Annotated in this window: 31 protein-coding genes; 22 read left to right on the forward strand and 9 right to left on the reverse strand. The window is 41.9% G+C overall.

Features of this window, described 5'->3' with window-relative positions; genetic code table 11:
* Positions 1 to 62: 62 nt before the first annotated feature.
* Positions 63 to 1,463: a 3-isopropylmalate dehydratase large subunit gene (leuC, locus tag A7968_RS16645; RefSeq protein ID WP_064667703.1), complete on the forward strand. Its 1,401-nt coding sequence runs from the start codon at positions 63 to 65 to the stop codon at positions 1,461 to 1,463.
* On the forward strand, positions 1,463 to 2,062 hold the full coding sequence (gene leuD / locus A7968_RS16650; protein ID WP_064667704.1) for a 3-isopropylmalate dehydratase small subunit: 600 nt from the start codon (positions 1,463 to 1,465) through the stop codon (positions 2,060 to 2,062). Before leuC ends, leuD begins: the two co-directional genes overlap by 1 nt.
* Before the next feature lie 52 nt (positions 2,063 to 2,114).
* On the opposite strand, the gene A7968_RS16655 is transcribed toward leuD, so the two are convergent.
* Complete coding sequence (locus A7968_RS16655) at positions 2,115 to 2,876, reverse strand: hypothetical protein (RefSeq protein WP_064667705.1); 762 nt, start codon at positions 2,874 to 2,876, stop codon at positions 2,115 to 2,117.
* A gap of 273 nt (positions 2,877 to 3,149) precedes the next feature.
* Between A7968_RS16655 and A7968_RS16660 the strand changes: the two genes are divergently transcribed.
* Entirely contained in the window at positions 3,150 to 3,743 is a 594-nt protein-coding gene (locus A7968_RS16660; protein ID WP_064667706.1) for a hypothetical protein, read from the forward strand.
* 11 nt (positions 3,744 to 3,754) lie between these two features.
* Here A7968_RS16660 and A7968_RS16665 read toward each other — a convergent pair whose 3' ends face one another.
* Positions 3,755 to 4,126, reverse strand: a complete 372-nt coding sequence (locus A7968_RS16665; RefSeq protein WP_064667707.1) for a hypothetical protein — start codon at positions 4,124 to 4,126, stop codon at positions 3,755 to 3,757.
* A gap of 95 nt (positions 4,127 to 4,221) precedes the next feature.
* Between A7968_RS16665 and A7968_RS16670 the strand changes: the two genes are divergently transcribed.
* Positions 4,222 to 4,668, forward strand: coding sequence for a tellurite resistance TerB family protein (locus tag A7968_RS16670; RefSeq protein WP_064667708.1), 447 nt, complete (start codon positions 4,222 to 4,224; stop codon positions 4,666 to 4,668).
* Positions 4,669 to 4,673: 5 nt separating this feature from the next.
* Here A7968_RS16670 and A7968_RS16675 read toward each other — a convergent pair whose 3' ends face one another.
* The gene (locus tag A7968_RS16675; protein ID WP_064667709.1) at positions 4,674 to 5,243 is read right to left on the reverse strand and encodes an NADPH-dependent FMN reductase; all 570 of its coding nucleotides are present in this window, start codon (positions 5,241 to 5,243) and stop codon (positions 4,674 to 4,676) included.
* 125 nt (positions 5,244 to 5,368) lie between these two features.
* On the opposite strand from A7968_RS16675, the gene A7968_RS16680 reads away from it, so the two are divergent.
* Both A7968_RS16680 and A7968_RS16685 read left to right on the forward strand, forming a co-directional pair.
* Complete coding sequence (locus A7968_RS16680) at positions 5,369 to 6,265, forward strand: LysR family transcriptional regulator (protein ID WP_064667710.1); 897 nt, start codon at positions 5,369 to 5,371, stop codon at positions 6,263 to 6,265.
* Positions 6,265 to 6,492, forward strand: a complete 228-nt coding sequence (locus A7968_RS16685; RefSeq protein ID WP_064667711.1) for a hypothetical protein — start codon at positions 6,265 to 6,267, stop codon at positions 6,490 to 6,492. The genes A7968_RS16680 and A7968_RS16685 overlap by 1 nt, the downstream gene beginning before the upstream one ends.
* Here A7968_RS16685 and norR read toward each other — a convergent pair.
* Positions 6,489 to 8,063: a nitric oxide reductase transcriptional regulator NorR gene (gene norR / locus A7968_RS16690; RefSeq protein ID WP_064667712.1), complete on the reverse strand. Its 1,575-nt coding sequence runs from the start codon at positions 8,061 to 8,063 to the stop codon at positions 6,489 to 6,491. The genes A7968_RS16685 and norR overlap by 4 nt on opposite strands.
* A 166-nt stretch (positions 8,064 to 8,229) precedes the next feature.
* Between norR and A7968_RS16695 the strand changes: the two genes are divergently transcribed.
* Both A7968_RS16695 and hmpA read left to right on the forward strand, forming a co-directional pair.
* Entirely contained in the window at positions 8,230 to 9,462 is a 1,233-nt protein-coding gene (locus tag A7968_RS16695; protein WP_064667713.1) for an NnrS family protein, read from the forward strand.
* A gap of 10 nt (positions 9,463 to 9,472) precedes the next feature.
* Positions 9,473 to 10,654, forward strand: coding sequence for an NO-inducible flavohemoprotein (hmpA, locus tag A7968_RS16700; RefSeq protein WP_064667714.1), 1,182 nt, complete (start codon positions 9,473 to 9,475; stop codon positions 10,652 to 10,654).
* Between the two features lie 66 nt (positions 10,655 to 10,720).
* Here the strand turns inward: hmpA and A7968_RS16705 are convergent, their stop codons facing one another.
* Both A7968_RS16705 and A7968_RS16710 read right to left on the reverse strand, forming a co-directional pair.
* Positions 10,721 to 11,374: an endonuclease gene (locus A7968_RS16705; protein WP_064667715.1), complete on the reverse strand. Its 654-nt coding sequence runs from the start codon at positions 11,372 to 11,374 to the stop codon at positions 10,721 to 10,723.
* Positions 11,375 to 11,509: 135 nt separating this feature from the next.
* Positions 11,510 to 12,211, reverse strand: coding sequence for a hypothetical protein (locus A7968_RS16710; RefSeq protein ID WP_064667716.1), 702 nt, complete (start codon positions 12,209 to 12,211; stop codon positions 11,510 to 11,512).
* Between the two features lie 163 nt (positions 12,212 to 12,374).
* On the opposite strand from A7968_RS16710, the gene A7968_RS16715 reads away from it, so the two are divergent.
* Positions 12,375 to 12,755, forward strand: coding sequence for a hypothetical protein (locus A7968_RS16715; RefSeq protein WP_064667717.1), 381 nt, complete (start codon positions 12,375 to 12,377; stop codon positions 12,753 to 12,755).
* Here the strand turns inward: A7968_RS16715 and A7968_RS16720 are convergent.
* On the reverse strand, positions 12,752 to 13,195 hold the full coding sequence (locus tag A7968_RS16720; protein WP_064667718.1) for a PaaI family thioesterase: 444 nt from the start codon (positions 13,193 to 13,195) through the stop codon (positions 12,752 to 12,754). The genes A7968_RS16715 and A7968_RS16720 overlap by 4 nt on opposite strands.
* A 120-nt stretch (positions 13,196 to 13,315) precedes the next feature.
* Here A7968_RS16720 and A7968_RS16725 point away from each other — a divergent pair, with 120 nt between their 5' ends.
* On the forward strand, positions 13,316 to 14,110 hold the full coding sequence (locus A7968_RS16725) for a porin family protein (protein WP_064667719.1): 795 nt from the start codon (positions 13,316 to 13,318) through the stop codon (positions 14,108 to 14,110).
* A gap of 50 nt (positions 14,111 to 14,160) precedes the next feature.
* On the opposite strand, the gene A7968_RS16730 is transcribed toward A7968_RS16725, so the two are convergent.
* A complete protein-coding gene (locus A7968_RS16730) occupies positions 14,161 to 15,654 on the reverse strand; it encodes a pre-peptidase C-terminal domain-containing protein (RefSeq protein ID WP_064667720.1) in 1,494 nt (497 codons plus the stop codon).
* Positions 15,655 to 15,975: 321 nt separating this feature from the next.
* Between A7968_RS16730 and lexA the strand changes: the two genes are divergently transcribed.
* The 5 genes from lexA (at position 15,976) to A7968_RS16755 (ending at position 21,165) form a co-directional block, all read left to right on the forward strand.
* Positions 15,976 to 16,593 carry a transcriptional repressor LexA gene (lexA, locus tag A7968_RS16735; protein WP_064667721.1) on the forward strand — a complete coding sequence of 206 codons (618 nt, stop codon included), beginning with the start codon at positions 15,976 to 15,978 and terminating at the stop codon, positions 16,591 to 16,593.
* Between the two features lie 414 nt (positions 16,594 to 17,007).
* The gene (gene coxB / locus A7968_RS16740) at positions 17,008 to 18,150 is read left to right on the forward strand and encodes a cytochrome c oxidase subunit II (protein WP_064667722.1); all 1,143 of its coding nucleotides are present in this window, start codon (positions 17,008 to 17,010) and stop codon (positions 18,148 to 18,150) included.
* Entirely contained in the window at positions 18,150 to 19,751 is a 1,602-nt protein-coding gene (ctaD, locus tag A7968_RS16745; RefSeq protein ID WP_064667723.1) for a cytochrome c oxidase subunit I, read from the forward strand. Before coxB ends, ctaD begins: the two co-directional genes overlap by 1 nt.
* Positions 19,751 to 20,278: a cytochrome c oxidase assembly protein gene (locus A7968_RS16750; protein ID WP_064667724.1), complete on the forward strand. Its 528-nt coding sequence runs from the start codon at positions 19,751 to 19,753 to the stop codon at positions 20,276 to 20,278. Before ctaD ends, A7968_RS16750 begins: the two co-directional genes overlap by 1 nt.
* Positions 20,279 to 20,289: 11 nt before the next feature.
* Complete coding sequence (locus A7968_RS16755; RefSeq protein ID WP_064667725.1) at positions 20,290 to 21,165, forward strand: cytochrome c oxidase subunit 3; 876 nt, start codon at positions 20,290 to 20,292, stop codon at positions 21,163 to 21,165.
* Here A7968_RS16755 and A7968_RS23755 read toward each other — a convergent pair.
* Positions 21,065 to 21,427, reverse strand: a complete 363-nt coding sequence (locus A7968_RS23755; protein WP_307569908.1) for a DUF2909 family protein — start codon at positions 21,425 to 21,427, stop codon at positions 21,065 to 21,067. The genes A7968_RS16755 and A7968_RS23755 overlap by 101 nt on opposite strands.
* Between A7968_RS23755 and A7968_RS16760 the strand changes: the two genes are divergently transcribed.
* From A7968_RS16760 to A7968_RS16790, 7 genes are all read left to right on the forward strand, one after another.
* A complete protein-coding gene (locus A7968_RS16760) occupies positions 21,381 to 22,121 on the forward strand; it encodes an SURF1 family protein (RefSeq protein WP_064667726.1) in 741 nt (246 codons plus the stop codon). The genes A7968_RS23755 and A7968_RS16760 overlap by 47 nt on opposite strands.
* Before the next feature lies 1 nt (position 22,122).
* Positions 22,123 to 22,617, forward strand: a complete 495-nt coding sequence (locus A7968_RS16765) for a redox-active disulfide-containing membrane protein (RefSeq protein WP_064667727.1) — start codon at positions 22,123 to 22,125, stop codon at positions 22,615 to 22,617.
* Between the two features lie 17 nt (positions 22,618 to 22,634).
* Positions 22,635 to 23,624 carry a COX15/CtaA family protein gene (locus A7968_RS16770; RefSeq protein WP_064667728.1) on the forward strand — a complete coding sequence of 330 codons (990 nt, stop codon included), beginning with the start codon at positions 22,635 to 22,637 and terminating at the stop codon, positions 23,622 to 23,624.
* An 8-nt stretch (positions 23,625 to 23,632) separates the two neighbouring features.
* The gene (gene cyoE / locus A7968_RS16775) at positions 23,633 to 24,541 is read left to right on the forward strand and encodes a heme o synthase (RefSeq protein ID WP_064667799.1); all 909 of its coding nucleotides are present in this window, start codon (positions 23,633 to 23,635) and stop codon (positions 24,539 to 24,541) included.
* Positions 24,538 to 25,161 (forward strand): SCO family protein, encoded by a 624-nt coding sequence (locus tag A7968_RS16780; RefSeq protein ID WP_064667729.1) that lies wholly within the window; start codon positions 24,538 to 24,540, stop codon positions 25,159 to 25,161. The genes cyoE and A7968_RS16780 overlap by 4 nt, the downstream gene beginning before the upstream one ends.
* Before the next feature lie 141 nt (positions 25,162 to 25,302).
* Complete coding sequence (locus A7968_RS16785; protein ID WP_503826082.1) at positions 25,303 to 25,608, forward strand: STAS domain-containing protein; 306 nt, start codon at positions 25,303 to 25,305, stop codon at positions 25,606 to 25,608.
* A gap of 9 nt (positions 25,609 to 25,617) precedes the next feature.
* Complete coding sequence (locus A7968_RS16790; protein ID WP_064667730.1) at positions 25,618 to 25,980, forward strand: response regulator; 363 nt, start codon at positions 25,618 to 25,620, stop codon at positions 25,978 to 25,980.
* Positions 25,981 to 25,992: the final 12 nt, after the last annotated feature.

The raw sequence follows: 25,992 nt of genomic DNA on the forward strand, positions 1-25,992 counted from the left end.
TAAACAATTATTCGCTCGCTGCACCGTCACGCAGCGGGTCAAACCAATTAGGGGATCAGCAAGTGGCCCAAACCTTATACGATAAAATTTGGCAAGCGCATGTCGTTGCTAGTATTAATGAGCAAACCGACTTACTTTATATTGACCGTCATTTAGTTCATGAAGTGACATCACCGCAAGCATTTGCAGGCCTACGTGAAAAAAACCGTACAGTACGTTGTCCTGAAAAAACCATCGCAACCATGGATCATAATGTATCGACCAAAAGCCGCTCATTAGATGCCGCAAGCGAAGTATCAAAAAATCAATTAATGGCGCTTGATGCCAACTGTAAAGAATTTGGCATTACGCTTTATGATTTAAACTCAATTAACCAAGGCATAGTACATGTCATGGGGCCTGAGCAAGGGATCACTTTACCTGGTACTACCATTGTTTGTGGCGATAGCCATACCTCTACTCACGGTGCATTTGGTGCACTTGCCCATGGTATTGGTACCTCTGAAGTTGAACATGTTTTAGCAACGCAAACCCTACAACAGAAAAAAGCCAAGTCATTAAAAATTCAAATTAATGGTGTATTACGACCAACTGTGACGGCCAAAGATTTGATCATGGCGGTGATTGGTAAACTAGGTACCGCCGGTGGAACTGGATATGTAGCTGAGTTTTGTGGTGAAGGCATTGCAGCACTGTCAATGGAAGCGCGTATGACATTGTGTAACATGAGTATTGAAATGGGCGCAAAAGCAGGTTTAATCGCACCGGATCAAATTACTTATGATTACTTAAAAGGTCGCCCGTTTGCACCGAAAGGCACAGATTTTGATGCCGCAGTTGCCTACTGGGAAACGCTAAAAACTGACGAAGGCGCACAGTTTGATCTAGTTGTTGAGCTAGAAGCGAGCAGCATTCAGCCGCAAATTACTTGGGGCACCAGCCCTGAGCAAGTTATTGGTGTTGATGAGTGTATTCCTGATCCAGATAAAGAGCCTGATTTAATTAAAGCTGATGCGATCCGCAGTGCACTTAAATATATGGGCTTAAACGCTGGTGATAAGTTATCGTCAGCGATGGTAGATACGGTATTTATTGGTTCATGCACCAACAGCCGTATTGAAGATTTACGCGCTGCAGCACAAATTGTTGAAGGTAAAAAAGTGGCTGCTGGTGTTGAGGCGTTAATCGTACCAGGCTCTGGTTTGGTAAAAAAACAAGCTGAAGATGAAGGCCTAGCTGATATTTTCAAAGCTGCTGGTTTTGAGTGGCGTGAACCGGGTTGCTCAATGTGCTTAGCGATGAACGATGACCGCTTAGGTGCAGGCAAGCGCTGTGCATCTACGTCTAACCGTAACTTTGAAGGCCGCCAAGGCCGTGGTGGTCGCACCCATTTAGTGAGTCCTGCAATGGCCGCAGCGGCAGCTATTCATGGTCGCTTTGTTGATATTAGAGGAGAAGCCTAATGAGCATTTTTTTTAGTGGCTTAATGGCCCCGCTTGATAAAAACAACGTCGATACTGACCAAATCATTCCCAAGCAGTTTTTAACTTCAACCAGCCGTGATGGCTTTGATGCGGCGTTATTTTATGATTGGCGCTATTTAGATAACGGCGAGCCAAACCCTGCGTTTATTTTAAACCGACCATGTTACCAAGGCGCGCAAATATTACTAACCCGTGATAACTTTGGCTGTGGCTCATCACGTGAACATGCACCATGGGCACTTAAGCAATATGGTTTTGAAGTGATTTTAGCGGAAAGCTTTGCCGATATATTCTTTAATAACTGCGGCAATAACCAGATGCTAGCTATTGCACTGCCCGCGCAAACATTGGAAGAGTTATTTGTACTGAGCGAGCAGCACGACGATATTCATATCGACATTGATCTTGAAAATCAGGTGCTTACCAGTAACAAGTTTGCGCCAATCAGCTTTGATATTCGCAAAGACGTAAAAGAGCGTTTATTAAGTGGCTTAGATTTTATCGGTGTAACCGAAACGCTAAATCCGCAAATCGACGCCTTTGAAGCAAAGCTTAACGCCGAGCGCCCTTGGCAATAAAGGTTTAAAAGTAACTAGTTAATGAAACGCGGCTAAGGCCGCGTTTACTACGTTAGTATGGTGGAAAACAAACTATTTGTCTTACATCACCGTCACCGCTATTGGTAATAACAACCTTGCATTGGTATCGCTTACTTCTGGCATACCGTTCGATTGCAGCTTCAATTTCTCTTACTCTTTCCCAGCGGTCCATTTCAGAAACTTTACTAATTTCAAAACCAAATTGACTGCCTCCTAAAGACATTGCGGATACGTCGTTCATGGTATCACATGATGATTGAGTTATTAAGCATAGACCAACGGGCTTTCTGTCGTTGCCGACAGTGATCACTTGAAATTGACTTGATTCACTTGTTTGATTTTGTGTAGCGGCATCAAAAACAGCATTAACACTTCTACTGCCTAAATTATTAGCAATACTTTCTAAAAGAGTATTGGCTAGGTCTTGCTTGCTTTTTATTGTTCTACGTTCTACAACAGGCTCATTACGAGAAAGTAATTTACTATTTTCTGTATTATCATTTTCTTCAAATGAGTAGTTTTCGTGACAATCAAAACATGGCCTCAGCTCAAAGTATTCGTAGTTTTCTTGATTCATTGTTGAATATACAAAATCGTAAAAAGCGTTATGCGGGTTCGTATTTTCGGGAACGGTGAAAGTATACTGTATAACCCCTGCGGTATCCCTTTTTGCAATTGCTTTAATTTCATCGCCATTAGCTGAGTTGAAATAAAATACTCTCGCCTCATTCGCCATTAGCTTATGAGGGAGTAATACCAACATGATAATGATAGCAAATAAAAATTTAATCATTTTTTATCCTTAACTTAATTTAAATAGTGATATCCTTTTGCTTGATTTTTGAGCGTAACTTTTTTGTTCCCATGTGTCAACTTTGGGTGCAATCGCTTTAGCACTATTGAGAAGTTCTTTGACACGACTATAGCTATTTGTTAAATCACAAGCTCAGGTTTAACTCGTATGGAGGCATTCAACGTTATCTGTGTTATGCGCCTTTGATCTATTAAATTTCCTTTATCAATGAGAAACCGCTAAGCTGCTCTTTTATATTTTTTGGAACATGCTATGAAATTATTAACTGCGGCGACCTTATTACTGGCATCCACTGCTGCATTTGCACGCCCAGCGCCTTTGGTGTCTATTCCAAGCCATGATGGCTTTTTTGATAATATTGCTGCTCACTGCGGTAAGGCGTATGAAGGAACTGTAACGGTTGATAATGCCACAGGACCAAGTTCGTTTGCCGGTAAAAAATTAGTCATGCATGTTCGTAAATGCACTGATAGCGAGTTACAAGTGCCGTTTCATGTTGGTGATGATGCGTCACGTACATGGATCATCACCAAAACAGGCAGTGGCTTGAGCTTAAAACACGATCATCGTCATAAAGATGGCACTGATGATATATCTACTATGTATGGCGGCCATACAATTGATGCGGGTTTTGAGAGCGTGCAGTCTTTCCCTGCAGATCAATATTCAAAAGAGTTGTTTGTCAGCCAAGGTATTCCACAGTCGATTGGTAATACGTGGCAAATGTATATCTACCCAGAAAAATTCACTTACCGTTTAATTCGCCAAGGTCGCGAGTTTCGCGTTGATTTTGATTTAACTAAACCAATTACACCGCCAGCAGCACCTTGGGGCTATAAAGACTAAAAAAGCAAAGGCTAGTCTTTTGTCGGTTCAGTCTCACATTGTAGTAATACTGTTAAAGGTGGCTGATATTTGCGGGGTTTGGTTGGGAAACGATCATACTCTTGTACACCATCAGTCACTTTTAGCATAAACGGATTTCCGCGACATAAACGATCAGCATGGCGCAGTAAAAACACGCTTTGGTTTTTAAAATGCTGATAGTCGTCAGACTGAATTTCTAGATGATAGTTATTATCGTCAATTTTAGTTTGGTAATAATGTACTTTTTCATCGAAATCATAGAGTTTTTCGGTCTCGCCTTTTTCAGCTAATGCAACATTACAACCTACAAGCAGCGCGAGTATGGTGGTAATTGTTAGGCTATTTAGCATTTTTCCTTTCATAAACCTTGAACTCCATTATTGTATTGCACCCTTGATTTAACTACAGTGGTGCCTCAGTTATGATTTAAGTCTAACACCCAAAAAGGGAAAATGTGATGTTCAAACAAATTAAACAGCTTTTTTCGTCATTTAGTGAACAGCCATCAATAATGCAAGAGCATGATCTGAAAACGGCGATAGCGGCACTATTGATTGAGGTGATGCGTGCTGATAGTGAGCAGCAAGCAGATGAACTCCAAACGTTAGCATTAACTTTAAAAAAATATTTTAATTTAAGCGATGAAGACGTTGCACAATTAACAGAGCAGGCCGGCGAAAGTTTAGATGAAGCGATTGATTATTTTCAGTTCTCTAAACAAATCAATGCTCAATGTAGTGCCGAGCAGCGCATTGAAATAATTGAATTGCTGTGGCGTTTAGCCTATGCAGATGGTGAACTTGATCCGCAAGAAGAATATGTCATTCGTCGGGTTGCTAGTTTATTGTATGTAACTCATGAAGACTTTATCGCCGCCAAATTGGCAGCGACAAAACTTTCATAAGCGGTTTATTTATTTAATTTGCTGGCTACGCCGACTAGTTGTTGGGCAAGACCTGCAACACGTTCCGCTGTCACAGGATCGCTAATGCGGCCATTTTCATCTAGCACGGTATGAATCGCGGGTACCGCTAATTGGTCGGCAAGTACTAGGCTACCAATACCTGATAAAATATCGCGAACGTGATTCAAGCCGCGTAGGCCGCCTAATCCACCAGGTGATGAGGCATATAACGCTGTTACCTTGTTACGAAATACAGGAACAGCACCTTGCTCTGTGCGTGATGCCCAATCAATGGCATTTTTAAGTACCGCGGTGATTGAACCGTTGTATTCAGGGCTTGCCAGTAAAATACCATCAGCAGCGCGAAGTTTGTCTTTTAGCAACTGTGCACCAACGGGTGTGCCTTGCGCTTCAATGTCTTCGTCAAACATGGGTAAGTTTAAATCAGCCAGTTTGATCACTTCTACTTCCGCACCGCTTTCTAATGCAAAGCGGGCTGCTTCATTGATCAATTTTTGGTTAAAGCTGTCTTTACGTAAGCTGCCTGCTAAGGCAATAATTTTTGGTGCAGTCATGATGTTCGCCTTAATTAATCTAGTTAGTTTGTCTGTTACGTACTTTAGCAAATATTTACTTGCAGAAAAGCCAAATAAACGCAAAACTTATGTGCATATACGCACACTGAAGGTTAAGGGTAAGTATGGCGATTCAATTTGATGACTGGCAAGACGTAAAAGTAGCCTATGAAGTTGCGCGGTTGGGTACGTTAACCGCAGCGGCTGAAAAGCTCAATGTCCATCACAGTACCGTACTTAGGCGGATTAATAATTTAGAACAAAGCTTAAATGCGCGTTTATTTCATCGCCACGCTCGGGGGTATAAGGTCACTGAGATTGGCGCTAAACTCTTTACAGCAGCACAGTCTATTAATAGTGAGCTTGAGCGCTTACACAACGATATTATTGCCGCAGATAGTACCTTGCGCGGCAGTTTATTGCTCACTACAGTCAGTGGTTTTATCGATGTGCTAAGTGACGTATGTGAGCAATTTCAAAGCCTGCATCCACAAGTACAGCTGGAAGTAATACTCGATCAAAATCGTTTACGTCTCGACCACGGTCAAGCACACATTGCGGTGCGCGCCGGCCCTCGTCCGGATGAAGGTGATTACATTGCTCAACACTTAGCGCACTTGTCATCGGGGTTTTATGCCTCTAAGCGTTATATTGATAAGCACGGTATGCCAAAAACCCTCAAGCAACTGCCACTGCATAATTTTGTGTCTGGAGTTGCGGGTTATAATGGCAAAGTGCCATATTTTGCCTGGGTAGATGAAAATATCCCCGCAGAGCAAGTAAAGCTGAGGGTTTCTGAAACCTCGGAAGCAACTAGAGCAATCGTTAAAGGCTTAGGGATTGGTGGTTTGCAGCATGATGTAGCAGCGCAATATCCAGATCTTATCCCCGTACTGAATAGTGAGCTGAGTTGGCCAACAGACTTATGGTTAGTGACGCATCATTTAGTGCACCGCACAGCAAAAGTGCAAGCGTTTAGCCAATTGCTCAAAGCATATTTTAAAGAATATAAGTTAGCTTAATGTGGCATTATAAAAACCTTGGTGATGCGATGTTGGCAGGCCCAGAGCTGAATCAAATAAAGCACAGTGCTGGTGCTAATCTGCGGCTATTTGTGCGTTATATCACGAAATATGGTTTGTATTGTGAAGTTATCGTGTATTTCCCGCCAGAAGCGAAAAGCGTGGCTAAACAATGTTTAGCCACGCCCTGTGTAGCGCCAAATGAAAGTGATTTAACGACCCTTTAAATTACGCATGTCTTTTTGACTGCAATCCCCAAACGCTTAGCGAGCCTGACTAGGTTTGCTCGATCAACCTGTAAAGTGCGTGCAGTTGCAGCCCAATTAAATTCATGTTGTTCTAGCTGTTGGCTGATTAAATGCTGTGTAAATGTATCCGTTGCTTGTTTGAGCGAGAGATTTTGGCTATTTATCTTATCGTTATCGGCAGTTGAAATTGCGACTGATGCAGGATTACTGGTACTGAGGTTAAGCTCACAATGTACTGGTTCAATAGTAATTATTGCTTGCTGCCACTGACTTTGCTTGGCTTTTAATGCAGCACGGCTGATCACATGTTCAAGCTCGCGTACGTTACCTGGCCAATTGTACTGGGTGAGTAGTAGTTGTGTTTCAACACTGAGTTTTAATTGTTTGATAGCCAGCTTGCGGGCGGTTTGTTCTACAAAGTAGCCTGCCAGTAAAATAACATCATTTTCACGCTGTTTAAGTGGCGCAACGTTGAGCGGATAAACACTTAAGCGATGATATAAATCGGCGCGAAAGCGTCCTTCGGCTACTTCATTTTTTAAGTTGCGGTTAGTGGCCGCAATAACCCGTACATCAACGTACTTTACTTCATCTTCGCCCACGGTTTGAATTTCACCACTTTGTAAGACGCGCAATAATTTACTTTGCATAGCCAGTGGTAGTTCGCCTATTTCATCTAAAAACAGCGTGCCACCATCTGCCAGCTGAAACTTGCCTTGACGTGCATTATGGGCGCCGGTGAAGGCTCCTTTGGCGTGGCCAAAAAATTCACTTTCAGCGAGGTTCTCTGGTAATGACGCACAGTTTAAGTGAATTAGCGGCTGTTCACTCCGTTTGGAGTGAAGGTGGATGTTGCGTGCAACCAGCTCTTTACCCACTCCTGTATCACCTTGTATCAACACGCTAAACTCAGAAGCCGCAACGAGTTTGATGTCGTTTTTAAGGGTTTGCATTGCAGGGCTTTGGCCGATAATTTCTATGCCATCACGGGTTAGTGCTTCACGGTTCAGCTCTTGTACTAAGGCACTGCTATGTTGCGCGTGGTTTTGATATTGCTGTAATTGCAGTGTGGTTTGTAAATGTGCAGCACACAACGCTCCTAGTTGCGATAAATCCGCTAGATTTAAATCGTCAAAGGCCTTGGCATCAAGGCTATCTAGGGTGATAACCCCAAGTAAGGCATTCGCATCGTTTAGCAGCGGTATTCCTAGGCAAGCATGCACAGGAATGTCTCCGGTTTTGCTTGATAGTAGGCCATCATAAGGATCGGGAATAGGGCAATCGTGGGCAAACTGCAGCGGTTGTTTGGCATTACAAATAGCGTGCAACCGAGGGTGATCATTAATCGAAAAGCGTCGCCCCAAGGTGTCGGGCATCAGACCATGAATGGCTTGCGGCTTTAATACATCGCCTTGCAGGGTCAGTAATGCAATCGCGTCACTTGGGATCAGTTGTTGAATGCAATCTATAAGTTGCTGAAAAGGCTGTGCTTGAGTATTAACTTGAGCAAGCGTAACGGCAGTATTCAATAAGCTTTGATTATCTATCATGTCAAAATGACTCAAACGTGTTTATTTGTCTTTTTTGATGCTGGGTCATAAAGACTTATCTGTCAAACGTTAAATAGTTAATCTATTGAATTTTATAGTTTTTAAATGTTGGCTTGGTCTGTGCAATAGCTAGTTATTCGATTCAATAGGTGAGTTAATTAAGCGAATGCAACCAATCAATTTAACCGAACTACTACCAGAAAAAATACGCTTATATCATGTGAGCCAATGGCCGTTATGGCTGTTGGCGTTTAGACCCTATTTTTTAGCAGCAGGATTATTAGCTGTATTGTCGATTGGCTATTGGTTAATGATCTTAACTGGCCATGCAAGCTGGACCCTAAATATGCCAGCAATGCTTTGGCATGCGCATGAAATGATGTTTGGTTTCGCAGGCGTTGTTGCGGTGGGGTTTTTACTAACGGCTGCACAAACTTGGACTGGGGTTGCGAGTATTAGTGGTAATAAATTGCTATGGCTAAGCGTAGTGTGGTTAGCGGCGCGAGGTGCATTTTTTATAACTGGTACTGGTATTGATAACTTTAATTTATATGCGGTGATCTTTTGTCAGTTATTTTGGTGGTTAGGAGCAATTACGGCCTTGGCTAATATGTTGCTTAAAGCAAACAACAAGAATAACTATCAATTTCTGCCGATTTTAAGTGCGCTGTGTTCGTTAAATATTATTTATTTATGGTTGTCTATTGAACAAAATATATTGTTGGCGCTTGCTGTTGTTGATACCGCTGTACTAGTAATGACCCTACTTGTAGGTGTGGTTGCAGGCAGAGTGCTACCCTTTTTTACTGCTCGTGGTTTAAGTTTAGCTGAGCAAGTTCGTACTCCGCGTTTAGATAAAATACTGCTTTACAGCTCGTTGTTTACTGTCGCGCTTTATTTTATTAGCCAGTTATTCATATCTAGTATTAATCCGGGGTGGGCTTTAGCTGTTGTTGCTGTATTGCATTTAAGCCGCTCATTGTTGTGGTGGAATTATAAAATGTTCAATGTTCCCCTGCTATGGTCGTTGCACTTTTCGTATCTAGCACTTGGGCTTGGACTAGCATTGGTTTCACTGAGTTTTTACAGCTCTGTTATTTTGTTTAAAGACGCATTGCATATGATCACCATAGGCACGATTGGGTTGATGATTTTAGCCATGATGACGCGGATATCTCATGGTCATACCGGGCGTCCTTTAACTATTCCTCACTTTATGGCAGTGGCATTTGCACTCGTGCTTGTGGCTGCCATTGTTCGTTCGTTATTACCTTTTATTATTGGGCCACACATCGCATGGCAGCTGAGTGCTGTACTGTGGATTGTGGCATTTTCGTTGTTCTTACTCCACTGTCTTCCAATATTAACGCGGCGTCGTGTTGATGGGCGTCGTGGTTAAAGGAAGTTGTATGTTATCTGATAAAACCATTGAAATAGTTAAAAGTACCGTGCCGTTATTAGCAGAGGCGGGTACGGTCGTTACTGAGCATTTTTATAGCCGATTGTTTAGCCATAATCCTGAGTTGCAGGATATTTTTAATATGACTAATCAGCGCAGTGGCCGTCAGCAATTTGCATTGTTTAATGCATTGGCCGCTTATGCACAAAATATTGATAATTTAGCCGTATTAAAAGAAGCGCTGGCGCGTATTAACCATAAACATGCCAGCATGCATATTTTACCTGAGCATTATCCGATTGTGGGTGGTCATTTAATAGGTACTTTAAAAGAGCTGCTTCCTGAACAATTTACAGCTGAAGTTGAATACGCATGGCGTGAGGCATACGCACTACTTGCTGATATTTGTATCACCGAAGAGGCGGCTCTATATGAGCACAGTAAAAATAACCACGGTGGTTGGGCGGGGACTCGTGAGTTTGTGATTGCTAACAAACACAGTGAGTCAGAGTTAGTAACCAGTTTTACTTTAGCTCCAGTTGATGGCAAAGCCGTAATAGCGCATAAACCAGGTCAATATTTAGGCATTAAAGTGAAACCCGATGATGCGCAATACAGTGAAATTCGTCAGTATTCAATTTCTCAACAAAGCAATGGTGAGAACTACCGCATTAGCGTGAAAAAAGAGTTATTGCCAGCTGCAGGGATTGTATCTAATTACTTGCATTCACTTGATGAGGGCCGTGTTGTGGAGCTTTACCCGCCAGCAGGAGACTTCTTTTTGCGCGCAAATAATAAACCTGCTGTATTAATTTCTGCGGGCGTTGGCCAAACACCTATGCTGGCAATGCTACAAACATTATTAAGCGATACATCGAATCAAGCGGTCACTTATTTACATGCGTGTGAAAATACCCAGCAACATTCATTTAGTCAGTTTTTGGCGGAGCAAGCCGCGGCTCATACTCGGTTAAATCATTATACTTGGTTGAATCAAGGTGGTGAGGGCGATGACTTTACTGGTTTGATGGATGTTAACGTTGTTGCAGAGCAATTACCGCTCACACAAGGTGATTTTTATATTTGTGGCCCAACTGGTTTTATGGCTGCCATTAAACAGCAACTACTAGGCCTTGGCGTGGATACCGCACGTATTCATTATGAGGTGTTTGGTCCACACCAAGATATTTAATAACAAAGTTAAATACAGATTTTAAGTAACAGGCGCGCAATGCGCCTTTTTATACTTTTTGGCTATTTAAAGTACAGTATTACTGCCTTTCGCCGCTAACGCTTGATTTTTCCATGCGGTGAATAGCTTTTGCTGTTTATCAGATATTTTTAAACCATAGGTTTTTTGCATATAAAAGTAGGCATCAGCGATACGTTTTCGGGCATGAAATGGCGGTTCTACTAGGCGTTGCTTAAAATCGACTTTCACTTGGCAGCGGCCATATTGGTTCGCATCACCTGTAATCATACCAAACCGATAGTTAGATCTATCGGCGTTTATCTCACCTATTGCTGGCGCCAAATTATTAATATCGGCTTCCATTTTACGAAACTGCTCACTGGTTTTAACGCAGTTTTTACGGCCGCCATTTTGCCAACACTGCAGCTGGTGGCCAAATTCCCAAGCTGGAACTATGTGTTCCCATTCAATCCGAACGGCACGAGCATTGGGCTTGCCTGAGCGGGTTACGGCGTTACGTGGTACATAACCGCACGCATTTGGATCGGGTATTAGCTTTTTACCTTGGCGTTTAATATTACAGCCACAATAGAGGCTGGTGGCGTTATCAGGAAGGGTTTTGATGAGGTGTTTTTTGGCGCTTGAGAAACTCGTAAATTGCTCTGCGTAAAGGTTAAAACTCAGGCAAAAAAAAGCGAGCGCAAGAAGAAAATGCGGCATATCCAATCACTTTAGTGAACTACAGGAAGCGCTATTTTAGAGTGATTATTCAAACGGGTAAATCAGTTGAATGGAGTATGTTGAGAGAAATGCAATGATACAACAGGCAAGGCACTTATAATGCCTTGCTACAATTTAAAGCTTACGGCGGCGTAGGCGTACATTTTGTAGTAAAAGTAGCATACCAGTGATGCAAAACAGTACGCTAGTCGCTGAAAAACTGATCAGTAAAGGATTGTTAAAGTCTTCACGCTCATCGTAATCCATAATATGTAACATCCAGAAAAAGTCGAATATGCGCCATATTGTGCTGCGAACGGTAATAACTTGGCCATTAAGTGCAGATAAATATAAAGTTGTGCTCCACAGATCATCAAATTGCACTTGCCATAAATTTGCTTTGTAGCCCACTTCTCTGGGGCCAACGTCAAGTTGCGTGATGTGTTTTACAGTTGCATCAATTAGCAGGTGGGCTTTGGCATTCGCAATGATGTTTTGTTGTGTTGGCGCAGCTAATAGCTGACCTGTGCGGCCATTAAAACTCGATTCTCCTTGTGCGGACGTTACTACAATAGTCGGGGTTGTTAAAAAATGACGATAGCTTATTTGCTGCGGTTCATTTATTTGCGCAACAATGCTATCGAGTGAAGCTGAGTAGTCTTGCTGTTTAAATGGGTTATCTAATTGACGTGCTGCCAAATGCTTTCCGTGTACTTTTTCAAGTGGTATTGCGCTCATCACTAAGCCGCCAAGCAACCATGCGAAAATTTGTAGTGCTAGTAGGTAACCTAGCCACTTGTGGAGTTTACGCGCATGTTTGAAAATGCGTTTATTCATTACTACTACCTGTTTATTATTATTAGTGCGCTATTGTATAAATTATATCGAGTTTGCCAATGTGGCAAATTGTCGCAGATAATAAAATCCACAGTTGATTTGGTATAAATGTAAAATTAGGTTAAAGTTTGCGTTGTTATTAACGCAGGGTAAAAATGAAACAATGTCGGAAATTCAATTTTTAAATGTAGATCTAGAACTGGAATCAAAGCAAGATATTAGTCTGCTAGTTGCGGACTTAAAAAAGAGTGCTGTAGTTTTGCATTATGATAAAGATGAGTACCGTCAACTTGCACGTATTGAGTCTAAAGAAGACGTTACCTCGCCAGATAAAGCCATTAACCATTTATGCGAATTGATTGAGTCTTGCTCGCGCAATGCATTAAAACAGTGGTTATCATGCTCAAGACGTACCTTTGATATTGGCTTTGAATCAGGCACTTCGCCAAAATGCTTTAATCAAGCGCTCAGTGCCGATACGTTATTGCGTATTTCAGCAATTGGTGCGGGCATTGAAATTACAATTTATCCACTCGAAAGTTAACCTTTACGCTCGACAACAGCTGCGGTCATTCTCGATACGCAGCATAGCTCTGCGCGACTATTAGTAATTTTTACTTCCCAGACTGACGTCCGTTTGCCTATATGCAGTGGTTTTGCGATTGCCGTTAAGGTGCCGTTGCGTGACGCTTTTAAATGGTTCGCGTTGATCTCTTGGCCAACACAATAAAACTTCGTAAAATCAACTACAAAGTTTGCTGCATAGCTGGCTACGGTTTCGGCAAGCACCACGTTTGCACCGCCATGTACCATGCCCATAGGATTATGGTGAGCTGGGATTGCAGGCATAGTGGCTGCTAAATAGTCATCGCCAATTTCACTAATTTCAATGCCCATGGTTTTCATTAAAGTGCCTTGGCCATTAATTCCTTCATCAAGTGCTTTGCACTGCGCTAGGGTTATCGGTTGGTACCAAATACTCATTACTTTACCTCATAAAATTATTTCTTAAATCAGTCTACACTTTTAAACACTTTTCTACAGTTAAGATCATAAAAATAGCTAAAATGTACCTTTATTATGTATTTGTTAATAGGCTTAAGGATGAAGTTAGGCGTATATAGATTGAGTGCAATGCTACTTGCGAGTGTATTTGTTCAGGCTCCAGTGGCAGCTGCTACACAGCATCAACTCGATATTGGTTTTACCGATTTGGGTGGTTTAGATGAATCATTTTTAGGGGCACGTTATCGCTATTTTGCTGAAGATCTTGAGCCTAAAACTGGACCATATGAACTTAGAGCCTATTTAAATCGAGTGAATAACTATGCCGTAGGTGGGTTTTCGAATGGTGATTTTAGCTATTTAAATATTGATGCTGCTGTTTATGGCCCTGAGGGGCTAGTTATGCAAGCCAGCCTGCAAAGAATTTCAGATGATAACAAATATTGGCAAGATACCGATTATTTAGCCAGTGCCGCGCTTGGTAAGCAGATGAATGAACAGCTTCAGCTTGGTTTTAATGCTTATTATAGTCGCGCTGAAAGCGACTATAATAACGGTAAGCAAAGTACTGAGCATGTGTCAGTAGAGTGGACTTATGCGCCGTATGTACGCTGGACTGATATTGATAATAACCAAGGCTGGGATTTAGAGTTAAAACAATTGGCGGGACGTTATCGCTATGTGCAAGGGCGGGCCATTTATTATGTAAATCAAGCTTGGTCAGTAGGGTTTATTGCCAATATCCGTAATACCGATAACCTCAGTGACAACTATGAACTGCAAACTCAATATTGGTTTAATAAACATGCCGCATTAAAGTTTGGGTTAGGCTCAGCGCTTGATTCTGGCAGTGGTTTAAATAGTATGAGTTTGTTATTAACAATGCGTTTATAAGCTAACTAAACTGAAATAGGTAAGCACACTTGTGCTTACCTGACGAGGGTTTACTGGTAACTAGCAGTAAGGCTTACGTTACTAAAAGCAGTATAACCTTTCACCATAATATAATAGCCACCAGAGCGGTTATCGCTACAACTTTCGTTATTGCCATTTTTATAAGGGCGACAGTCATAGTTGTTGCTTGAGGCTGCACCATTATACTTTACATATAAGTCTAGATCGCCCGTACCACCGGAGGTTGTAATAGTCACTTGCTGAGTACCGCTTGGCGCCGTAAAAGTAAATAGCTGTTCACTATTTTTTGCACCGTTTACAGTAATCGGCTGATTATTTTGTAGCTCATTACCACTTGGCGGTGGGGTGGTAGTTCCTGATCTGAAGTTAGCAATGGTTGGGTTGGTTAAGTTCAATACCCGAGCATTATCATGTTGTGTTGCAGTGCCCATCACCGCGCCGTTGTATGATTTGTTTGGATTTGACCAATAATTTATACGGGTGCAGTTGCTATTGCAATTATACGCCATAACTGAGCGCCATTGCGATTGAGGGTGCTGATAACCGTGGCCAAATGCATAAGGAGATGTTGATGGGTCATTTTCTGGATTATGGCGAGCACCCTGCAAATGACCAATTTCATGACCAAAAGAGTAATAGCCTGTCGCACAGTCATAATCGACCATTGCAAATGCAGTGCTTGCATTTGCGCCAATTGCATTCGCTTGACCGCAATAGCCATTTACATCATTGACTAAGATAACCACGTCAGCACCATATTGATCGCGCAAAGTATGTGCTTCATCCATATAACCATCATTTTTTGCGGCTAAACGATTTAAGTCCGTTGCTGAGTTTGCTGCCTCAGTGTAATTCACTTGGGCGACATGCGCTAAGCTCACTACAGCGTTTACGTCAGAGTTTTGGTAGCCTTGATTGGTTTCAACGATCGCAAGGTCTATTAAGCTATTAATATCCGCTGATTTTTGTGCAGCTGCCGCGGTGTACAAAACTAATAGAGTAATATTACTTTGTGCATTTGTAGCCAGTGCCGTTTGATAGTTTTGTGCTGTTAATATTTGCTCACTCACTGACAAACTTGGGCTTGACGGTTGATATCCTGGTGCATGTTCGTCGGGCTGGTTAGCAGGATCAAGTTCAATGAAGTTATGACCGGCGCGTTTGTTAGGTTGTAATTTATATACACGAGAATCTACCTTAACTGTGCCAGAGATGCCTTTTGTTGATTTTATCAAGGTGATCTCATCACCATCTAAGCTTTTACCAACCCAGATCAGATTACCCGTTGATGATGTGCTTGCAGTGCTTTTAATAAACTCGATATCGTTGCCTTGCACAGGTAAAAAGAAGCTAGCGGTATCAGTGTTAAGTTCAAAAAGTGGTTGCCCGAATTGAGTTTGGGCGACTGCTTGTGCGCTTTTTAATTGCACAAAGTTGCTTTGCTGCGCTTCAAAGAGGGGCACCTGAGCATAACTGTAACCGCTAAATAATAAGCTTAAAAATAGTGGTGTCATTTTTTTCATTTATAAATCCTTCTGTATTTAATTTGAGTACAGGTACAGATTTTCACATAAACAAATTATTATCAAGTTATTTACATTTAATATTCATTTAAGGTTCATCGATTGCGCTGGCTTTGTAAAAAATTAACTACAAAAAAAGAATTTATGTAATCAGCACCTATAGTTAACGGCCGACATTTAACTTTGTCAGTGTTACTACAAAATTTTTATAAGAAAAAACGGGCTTAATTATTCGGATTCATTTTTACAGTATTAATATTTGCGATTTTCAGATAACTGTATATACTCACAGTTAAATGTACTGTATGGAAAACCAGTTGTATGCGCCCATTAACGAATCGCCAAGCTCAAATTCTCGAACTTATAAAAGTATTTATTAAAGATACCGGTATGCCGCCAACCCGTGCTGAGATTGCGCAAACGTTAGGTTTTAAAAGTGCTAATGCAGCGGAAGAACATTTAAAAGCACTGGCTAAAAAGGGCGTAATTAAAATGAAGCCTGGCGCTAGCCGTGGTATCCAATTGGTTGAAGAAGAAGAGCCTGAGCAACTTGGTTTACCGCTAATTGGTCGGGTTGCTGCTGGAGAGCCAATTTTGGCAGAGCAGCATGTTGAGAGCCATTGCCAAGTTGACCCCTTATTATTTAAACCCGCAGCCGACTTTTTATTACGAGTGCAAGGCATGAGTATGAAAGATATTGGCATTATGGATGGTGATTTACTGGCAGTACACAGCACGCAAGTTGCTGAAAATGGCCAAGTGGTTGTTGCCCGTGTTGATGATGATGTAACAGTAAAGCGCCTTGAAAAAGCAGGTAAAAAAGTTTTTTTACATGCTGAAAATGATGAATTTGCACCTATTGAAGTCGATCTTGAGCATGAGTCTTTCAATATTGAAGGGTTGGCGGTTGGGGTGATCCGCAACGCAGACTGGATGTAAACCTATTTTGCACCAAACTGGTGAAGTTTGGTGCTTTGATTTTTTTTACCCCTTTAATGGCTAAATTTCATACTTAGCTATGCCTCTCAAGCCCTCGTAAACTCTACTTTTACGTTACTTTTGCCCTACTGTAGCTATCCTTGATAACAAAATAACGCGCTGATTTTTAGTTATTATTTATGCACCAAAAGAGAAATAAATTACTCCTAAAACTTGCTAATTGTTCGTTTTTTAACTAATTGGTTAATACACTGTGTTAACAACTGTCTTTAAAAGTTGCGATTTTTTGCGCAAAAACACTTTTCTGAGACTGAGTTAATGACCAGTTACAATAAAAAATAACGAATTGGCGTGAAAAAAGCAGTGCCGCCTTTTCGCTTTGCATCTTGCAATAGCATCAAAAGGAGCCGTCACATGGGTAAACTGAGCACTACCTTGTGGCTTATATTACTTATGCTTCCGCAGCATTTGTTGGCTAATAGCCGATTTAATATGCGCGAAGGCGTAACAGATATAAGTAATAATGTTTATCAATTACACATGACTATATTCATTATTTGTTGTGTGATCGGGGTGATTGTATTTGCCGCTATGTTTTGGGCGTTACTTCGTCACCGCAAATCAAAAGGGGCTATTCCAGCTCAATTCCACGAAAGCACTAAAGTTGAAATACTTTGGACTGCTATTCCATTTGTTATTCTCATCGCAATGGCTGTGCCTGCGACTAAAACGTTGATTGCGATGGAAGATGCAAGTAAGGCTGATCTGACTATTAAAATTACCGGGTCACAATGGAAATGGCACTATGAGTATATGGGCGAAGATGTTGCTTTTTACTCTATTTTATCGACTCCGCAAGAACAAATAACTAATCAAGCGGATAAAACAAGTACTTACCTACTTGAAGTAGACAAACCTTTAGTCTTACCGATCAATAAAAAAGTACGCTTTTTAATGACCTCAGATGATGTGATCCACTCTTGGTGGGTACCTGATTTTGCAGTTAAAAAAGATGCCAATCCAGGCTTCATCAATGAAACATGGACGAAAATAAATGAAGAAGGCATTTATCGTGGGCAATGCGCTGAGTTATGCGGCAAAGATCACGGCTTTATGCCTGTGGTGGTGGAAGCTAAATCTGAACAAGATTTTGCTGATTGGTTAGCCGATGCTAAACAAGCGAAGCAAAAAGCAGCCGCTGCGGATGCCGCTTTACTCGATCAAACATTACCGAAAGAAGAGTTAATGACACTTGGCGAGCAAGTATATATGGCCAGTTGTGCAGCATGTCATCAACCTACAGGGATGGGCTTACCAGGTGTGTTTCCTGCGCTTAAAGGTAATCCTGTGGTGCTTGGTGATATTAAAGATCATATTGATGTTGTGCTACATGGTCGTCCAGGTACTGCGATGCAAGCGTTTGCTAAGCAGTTATCAATTAAGCAGTTAGCAGCGGTTATTACTTACAAACGAAACGCGTGGGGTAACGATACCGGTGATGTTATTCAACCGAGTCAGATCCAAGCTGAGCTTGATGCAACATCGGAGGCTAAATAATGAGTAGCGTAACACAGCAACATGATAATACAGCTGCACATCATGATGATGGGCATCATCACCCAGCAAAAGGATTTAAGCGCTGGTTATATACAACCAACCACAAAGACATAGGTAGTTTATATTTAATTTTTTCGCTCACCATGTTTTTAATTGGCGGTGCGATGGCAATGGTGATCCGCGCTGAATTGTTCCAGCCGGGACTGCAGTTAGTCGATCCGCACTTTTTTAACCAAATGACCACAGTCCATGGTTTGATCATGGTGTTTGGTGCGGTTATGCCGGCCTTTACAGGACTGGCAAACTGGATGGTGCCCTTGATGATTGGTGCACCAGACATGGCATTACCACGAATGAACAATTGGAGTTTTTGGATTTTACCGTTTGCGTTTTTAATTCTATTAGCGTCATTGTTTATGCCCGGTGGCGGACCTGCATTTGGCTGGACATTCTATGCTCCGCTTTCTACCACTTACAGTAATGATAACACTGCGTTATTTGTGTTTGCCGTGCACATTATGGGTATCAGCTCAATTATGGGGGCAATTAATGTGATTGTGACCATAGTGAATATGCGCGCACCAGGTATGACGTGGATGAAACTGCCGCTATTTGTCTGGACTTGGCTAATTACCGCATTCTTATTAATTGCGGTTATGCCAGTGCTCGCAGGTGCGGTGACTATGGTACTCACTGATAAATACTTTGCTACTAGCTTTTTTGATGCCGCTGGTGGTGGCGATCCAGTGATGTTCCAACATATCTTTTGGTTCTTTGGTCATCCTGAAGTGTATATTATGATTTTGCCAGCTTTCGGTATTATCTCAACCATAGTGCCGACTTTCTCTCGTAAGAAATTATTTGGTTATGCCTCCATGGTATACGCCACCTCCTCGATTGCCTTACTAAGCTTTATTGTTTGGGCGCATCACATGTTTACTACGGGTATGCCGGTAGCTGCTGAGTTGTTTTTTATGTACGCAACTATGCTTATATCGGTGCCAACGGGAGTGAAAGTATTTAACTGGGTAGCTACTATGTGGCGCGGGTCAATTAGTTTTGAAGTACCAATGTTATTCAGTATTGCCTTTATCGTGTTGTTTACCTTAGGCGGTTTTTCCGGCTTGATGTTGGCGATCACCCCTGCTGATTTTCAGTATCATGATACCTACTTTGTGGTGGCGCATTTTCATTATGTATTAGTCACAGGCGCGGTATTTTCAATCATGGCAGGTGCCTATTATTGGCTGCCGAAATGGACGGGCAATATGTTTAATATCACCTTAGCGAAATGGCATTTTTGGCTATCTTTGGTGAGTGTGAACGTCTTGTTCTTCCCGATGCACTTTGTAGGACTTGCCGGTATGCCACGTCGTATCCCTGATTATGCGCTGCAATTTGCTGACTTTAACGCCATTATTAGTCTTGGTGGGTTTGCCTTTGGCTTATCGCAATTGTTATTTGTGGTAGTGGTATTTAAGTGCGCAAGAGGTGGCGATAAAGTGCCAGCGAAGGTGTGGGATGGCGCCGAGGGGCTGGAGTGGGAAGTGGATTCGCCAGCGCCATATCATACCTTTGAAACACCGCCGGAGATCAAGTAATGAGTCACGCACCACTGCTTAAGCGCTTAGTGTTGATATGCCTAGGCATGTTTGCTTTTGCCTTTGCCTTGGTGCCGCTCTATGACGTCTTTTGTGATGTAACAGGACTTAATGGCAAACCATCCTTAGAGCAAGCAAAGCAAAGCACCAGCATTAATGAAACACGCGAGGTGGATGTGAGTTTTACTACCCATGCACAAAGTGGTGCACCGTTTGCGGTGCAATCAGCTGAATACAGTGTTTCAGTGCAACCCGGAGCAATGCGCGAGGTACTGTTTAAAGCAAAAAACCTCAGCAATGAAGATAAAGTTATGCAGGCGGTACCTTCAGTGTCGCCGGGCAAAGCAGCCAAATATTTACATAAAATGGCCTGTTTTTGTTTTGATCAACAGCCATTGAAAGCCGGTGAAGAGGTAGAGTTCAAATTACTTTTTTACGTCGATACAGAATTACCAGACGATGTAGAAGAGCTGACTTTATCTTATACCGTGTTTGATATTAGTAGTCAGTTAGTGGCTAGTAATTAGGAGCAAGTGAGATGAATCAAAAATACGAAAAATACTACGTGCCGGCACAAAGCCCATGGCCAATAGTTGGCGCGTTTGCAATGTTTTTTATTGCTGTAGGCGCAGGCCTTACAGTTATGCAAGCACGTAGTGGCGGTGGTGCGGGTCATTATTTGTTGTATGCTGGAATTGGCGTACTGATATATATGCTATTTCGTTGGTTTAAAAATGTCATTGAAGAGTCTGACCAAGGGTTATATTCAGCACAAATGGATCGCTCGTTCCGCCAAGGCATGAGCTGGTTTATTTTCTCTGAAGTGATGTTTTTTATGGCCTTTTTTGGCGCCTTGTTTTATGCGCGAATGATTTCTGTACCTTGGCTTGGTGGCGCGGGTAATAACGCCATGACCAACGAAGTTTTATGGCCAACCTTTGAAGCAATGTGGCCGTTAGTCACAACTCCAGGCGGGGGCACTACGCAAGCCATGGGTTGGCAAGGTTTACCATTAATAAACACATTAATCCTACTTGCCTCATCGGTGACTTTACATTTTGCTCATGTCGCGATGGAGAATAATAAGCGTGGGCCATTAAAAGTATTTATGGCACTGACAATAGCACTAGGCGTGGTTTTTTTAGGGCTGCAAGTTTTAGAGTATATGCATGCCTACCAAGATTTGGGGCTGACCCTAGATGCCGGAGTATATGGCAATACGTTCTTCTTATTAACTGGCTTTCACGGTATGCATGTAACTTTAGGGACCATTTTACTACTAGTCATGCTTATCCGCATTTTAAAAGGTCACTTTAGCCCAGATAAACACTTTGCTTTTCAAGCAGCTGCTTGGTACTGGCACTTTGTTGATGTGGTGTGGCTATGTTTGTTTGTGTTTGTATATGTGTTGTAGGGTTGGCATTAGGGGAGATGTATCCTAACTTCAGCGCCGCAATAACAACAACGAGCACCACTACAGAAAACAACACGCGGCGGCCTAAATAGTGTGACATTGGCCGCCCATTATCTCGACCTGAAACCATAATAAATAATGCTCTAAACAAGTTAAAAAGTATAAATAATAACAACAGTACAATAATAATTTTTATAATCACTGGGTTCACCTTTATGCAGTTAATTTTATGGCGTAAACAAAAGCTTAGCTCAATTTTCATCGTTTGCGTGGTGATTGTTGTGGTATTGGTGTGTTTACGTTTAGGTTATTGGCAACTGCAACGAGCAGAAGCTAAAACACAGCAACTTGCCCATATCGCCAGCGTGCAAGCGCAAGGTGTAATGCAATGGCCGCAAGTGCAGGCACTGCCTAGTGATTGGAATAAAACCGGCGTTCAGGCGACTTTAACGGGCACGATAGACACTGATCACTACTGGTTGTTAGATAATCAAGTTTATCAAGGGCAGGTTGGTTACGATGTGTTAACGCTGTTTAAACCTGCAACCAGCAATAAACCGCTGTTAATTAATCTCGGTTGGGTTAAAGCTCCGATTTCACGCGAGCAGTTACCTTCTATCGAACTACCGAATAAACCCATTACAATCGATGTACAACTCAAGCAGGGTAAACTCAGTGGTTTCACCCTAGATAACACCTCATTAAACAAGCTCGAGGATGACAGTTGGCCCAAGCGGGTGCAAACCATCGATTTACAGTTATTCACTCAACAAGCAAAGCAGGCAATGGTTGATTTTATTGGCTATCGTCAAGGTGCTGGTGATGAACTCGGGATACCGCATTACCAAGCTGTGGTGATGAGTCCACAAAAACATTATGGCTATGCTGTGCAATGGTTATTAATTGCTTTGGCATGTGTTGTGGTGGCTATTTTTGCCAGTAAAAGAAGGAATTAAAATGAAAAATAAACCTATGGTAATTTTTATCGGTTGCTGTTTAGTGCCTTTAATGCTGGCTTATTTAGCATTAAAGTTAGATTGGATACCCTCTGCAGCGACCAATAATGGTGAGTTTTTAACAACAGAAGTAAAAGTTAAAGACTGGAAAAATACAGAACATAAACAATGGACTATTGCTTTAAACCATCCTGAGCAATGTCAGCAAGCATGTGCTCAGCAGTTGCTTGCACTTGATAACTTATATGTTGCTTTGGGTAAAAACCAAGGCAAGGTTGATATGGTTATCTTAGGTGCAGCTGGGCAAACAACGTCTGCTTGGCCGCAGCTAGCGAGTATTGATGAGCTTACACCAGCCAGCTTATATTTAATCGATCATATGGGCTTAGTGGTATTGCAATACCCCTATCATGAGGAGCCTCAACAAAATCGATTAACGCAAAAAGGCCTGCTTCAAGATTTAAAAAAATTACTTAATTATTCGCGTTCTAGCTGAGCAAAGGAGTGTTAACTATGTATAAAAATTATAAGCACTTAGTGTTAGCCACTTTTCTGTTATCCATTTTGGTTGTTGGCTTAGGCGCCTATACGCGCTTAAGTGATGCCGGTTTAGGCTGTCCTGATTGGCCCGGTTGTTATGGCTTTTTAACCGTACCAAAACATGCGGCTGATTTAGCTCATGTAGAGCAAAGCTATCCAGATATGATGTTTGAAACCGCCAAAGCGTGGAAAGAAATGATCCATCGCTACTTTGCCGGCACACTCGGCTTACTTATTTTGGCGCTATTTATTTTTGCTTTTATAAAGCGTCAGCATCCAGTCATGCCCGTTAAATTACCGTTTTTGTTACTTGCCTTAGTTATTTTTCAAGCTGCGCTAGGGATGTGGACGGTCACTATGAACTTGCAGCCATTAATCGTAATGGGCCACTTACTAGGTGGGTTCAGTATTTTATCATTGATTACATTACTGTATCTGCGGCTGACGGCTAAACCCATTTATGGTGGTGATACACCTGCACGGCGTTATTTCAAACTTAGCTTAGTGGCTTTAGCTGTATTGGTTATGCAAATTGCGCTCGGTGGCTGGCTTGCTGCTAATTACGCTGCACCACATTGCAATGGATTACCACTGTGTAGCTACGGTCAGCCGTTTTCACTGAGCAGCGTGTTTCAATTGCCGTTAGAGCACAGCACGTATGAATATGGAGTGTTATCGCAACAAGCCAGAATGTCGATTCATTTACTGCATCGTATTTGGGCGTTAGTTACTTGTGTGGTGTTAGCACTGATCATGTGGCGCATTTATAGCCGTGCAATTTCACGAAAAATTAAACAGTGCTGCGTTGCAGTATTGGTCGCACTACTGTGCCAAATTTGTTTAGGCTTGGCGGTTGTGCATTGGCATTTTCCACTAGGCATAGCACTGGCGCATAACTTAATGGCTGCCATACTATTATTAACGGTAGTTCGTTTATGTTTTTACTTAAAAGCACGTACTTAGGGGCAGTTATGACACAATTAATAGCAATAACAAAGTTAGCACCTCGCCAAATTAGCGGCTTAATAAATGATTATTTAGCGATTAGTAAGTTCAAAGTAGTGGCCATGTTAGTGTTAACTGCCTGGGTCGGCTTAGCACTGGCGCCCGATGTTGGCCGCGGTATTGGCGTACAATTTATTAGTTTATTGGGGATTGGTTTATTGTCTGCGGCAGCGGCTGTGATCAATCATGTAGTCGACAGTGAAATAGATAGCAAAATGGCACGAACTCGCCATCGCCCAGTGGCTAAAGGTCGGTTATCAAAATTGCATGCATTAAGTTTTGCCGCAGTCATTGGAGTGAGTGGGTTTCTAATGCTGATGATCTGGGCTAATACTTTAACTGCCATATTAACCCTATTTGCTTTAGTCGGTTATGCGTTTATTTATACGTCGTTTTTAAAGCGCGCAACACCGCAAAATATTGTGATTGGTGGGCTTGCTGGTGCAATGCCGCCCTTATTAGGTTGGGTGTCTGAAACTGGGCAAATGGCGGCCGCGCCTTGGTTATTGGTGATGATTATATTTACTTGGACTCCACCGCATTTTTGGGCATTGGCGATTGCCCGCAAAAGTGATTATGAGCGGGCCAAAATACCTATGTTACCTGTTACTCATGGTATCGACTTTTGTAAAACCTGTGTAGTTGCCTATTCAGTATTGCTTACCTTAGTGTGCGTGCTGCCTTATTTGATTGGCATGTCGGGAATTATCTATTTGATAGCTGCTACTTTGCTAAATAGTATGTTTACGTATAAAGCAGTTAAACTAAAATTGGCAGGAAATGACGAGACTGCAATGGACTTATTTCGTTTTTCGATTGTCCATTTAATGTTACTCTTTGTCGCCTTATTTATCGATAAATGGTTTCTGATATGAATAACTTAGCAGTTAAGTGTCGACCAGTGTGGTTGGCGCTGGGGTTACTGTTATTAACGGCATGCAGCGATAGCGCTATGCCTGAAGTGGAGGCTTTAGTATACGAACAAGCGCGGCCGTTAAGTGACTTTTCCTTGCAGGACCAAAATGCTCAGCCAGTGACGAAGCAAACATTACTCGGACAGTGGAATTTAGTGTTTTTAGGGTATACCAGTTGCCCTGATATCTGCCCGCTGACATTAGCTAAACTAAAGAGTGTTTATAACGCATTACACGCTGATTACCCCCTGCAAATCTGGTTTTTAGCGGTTGATCCCAAGCGCGATACCACAGCTAAACGCAAAGCCTATATTGATTATTTTAACCCTGATTTCTTAGCCGTTTCGGGAGAGCATAAAGACTTATTCCCACTGGTTCGAGAGCTGGGACTCATTTACGCCATTAGCAACAGTGATGAGCCTGAATATGCCGTTGACCACAGTGCTTCAATTGCAATGGTTGATCCACAAGGGGCGGTAAGAGCGATATTTAAACCTGAATTTAAACAAGGCAGTGTGCCATTAATTAATGCTAAATTATTAATCACAGAATTTAAGCAGATCGCCGATTATTACCAATAACTCAGCCAGAACATGTATTTTCGAAGAATATAGCGGGGCGTTAGCCCCCTTTTTTTGCTTTTCTTTTATCCTCTATAAATAAATTTGCTCTTTTTTCAACGCATTTATGGCATTTTTACTAACTCAGTCTAAGCTTTTGTTATGAATTGGTTAAACATGGAAAGTGCTAAGAATATGTTGAAGCTTCCCGCTGAATTAGCAATCACCCAAGTTGAAAATTTACACCAAGATTTATTACAAGAATTACATAGCAATGATGATGTGTGCCTAGATATAAGTGAGGTTGCACGCGCAGACACCGCTTCAATTCAACTATTGTGCGCTTTGCAGAAACATTTGTTATGTGTACAGCATAAAATTATTTGGGTTGGGCAAAGTGAGCCTTTAAAAAATGCCATTAATCGCTTAGGTCTAAGTGAATATTTAATACTTGAGAATGCAGAATAAGGGGTTCGTATGAAAAGAATTTTAGCCGTAGATGATTCTGCGTCGATGCGTCAAATGGTGGGGTTTACACTTAAAAAAGCGGGCTTTGATGTTACTGAAGCTAAAGATGGCAGTGAAGCACTTAATATAGCTAAACAGCAAGGTTTTGATGCTGTTATATCCGACGTCAATATGCCAGTAATGGATGGCATTACTTTGATCCGAGAGCTGAGAACCTTACCCAACTATAAATTTACCCCATTGCTAATGTTAACTACCGAATCAGGAATGGACAAAAAAGTAGAAGGCAAGGCGGCAGGAGCTACGGGCTGGATAGTTAAACCTTTTAATCCTGAGCAGTTATTAGCGGTATTAAAAAAAGTAATTCGCTAATTTGGGAGACGG

The sequence above is a fragment of the Pseudoalteromonas prydzensis genome, assembly GCF_001661495.1.
In the GTDB taxonomy this organism is placed as follows: domain Bacteria; phylum Pseudomonadota; class Gammaproteobacteria; order Enterobacterales; family Alteromonadaceae; genus Pseudoalteromonas; species Pseudoalteromonas prydzensis.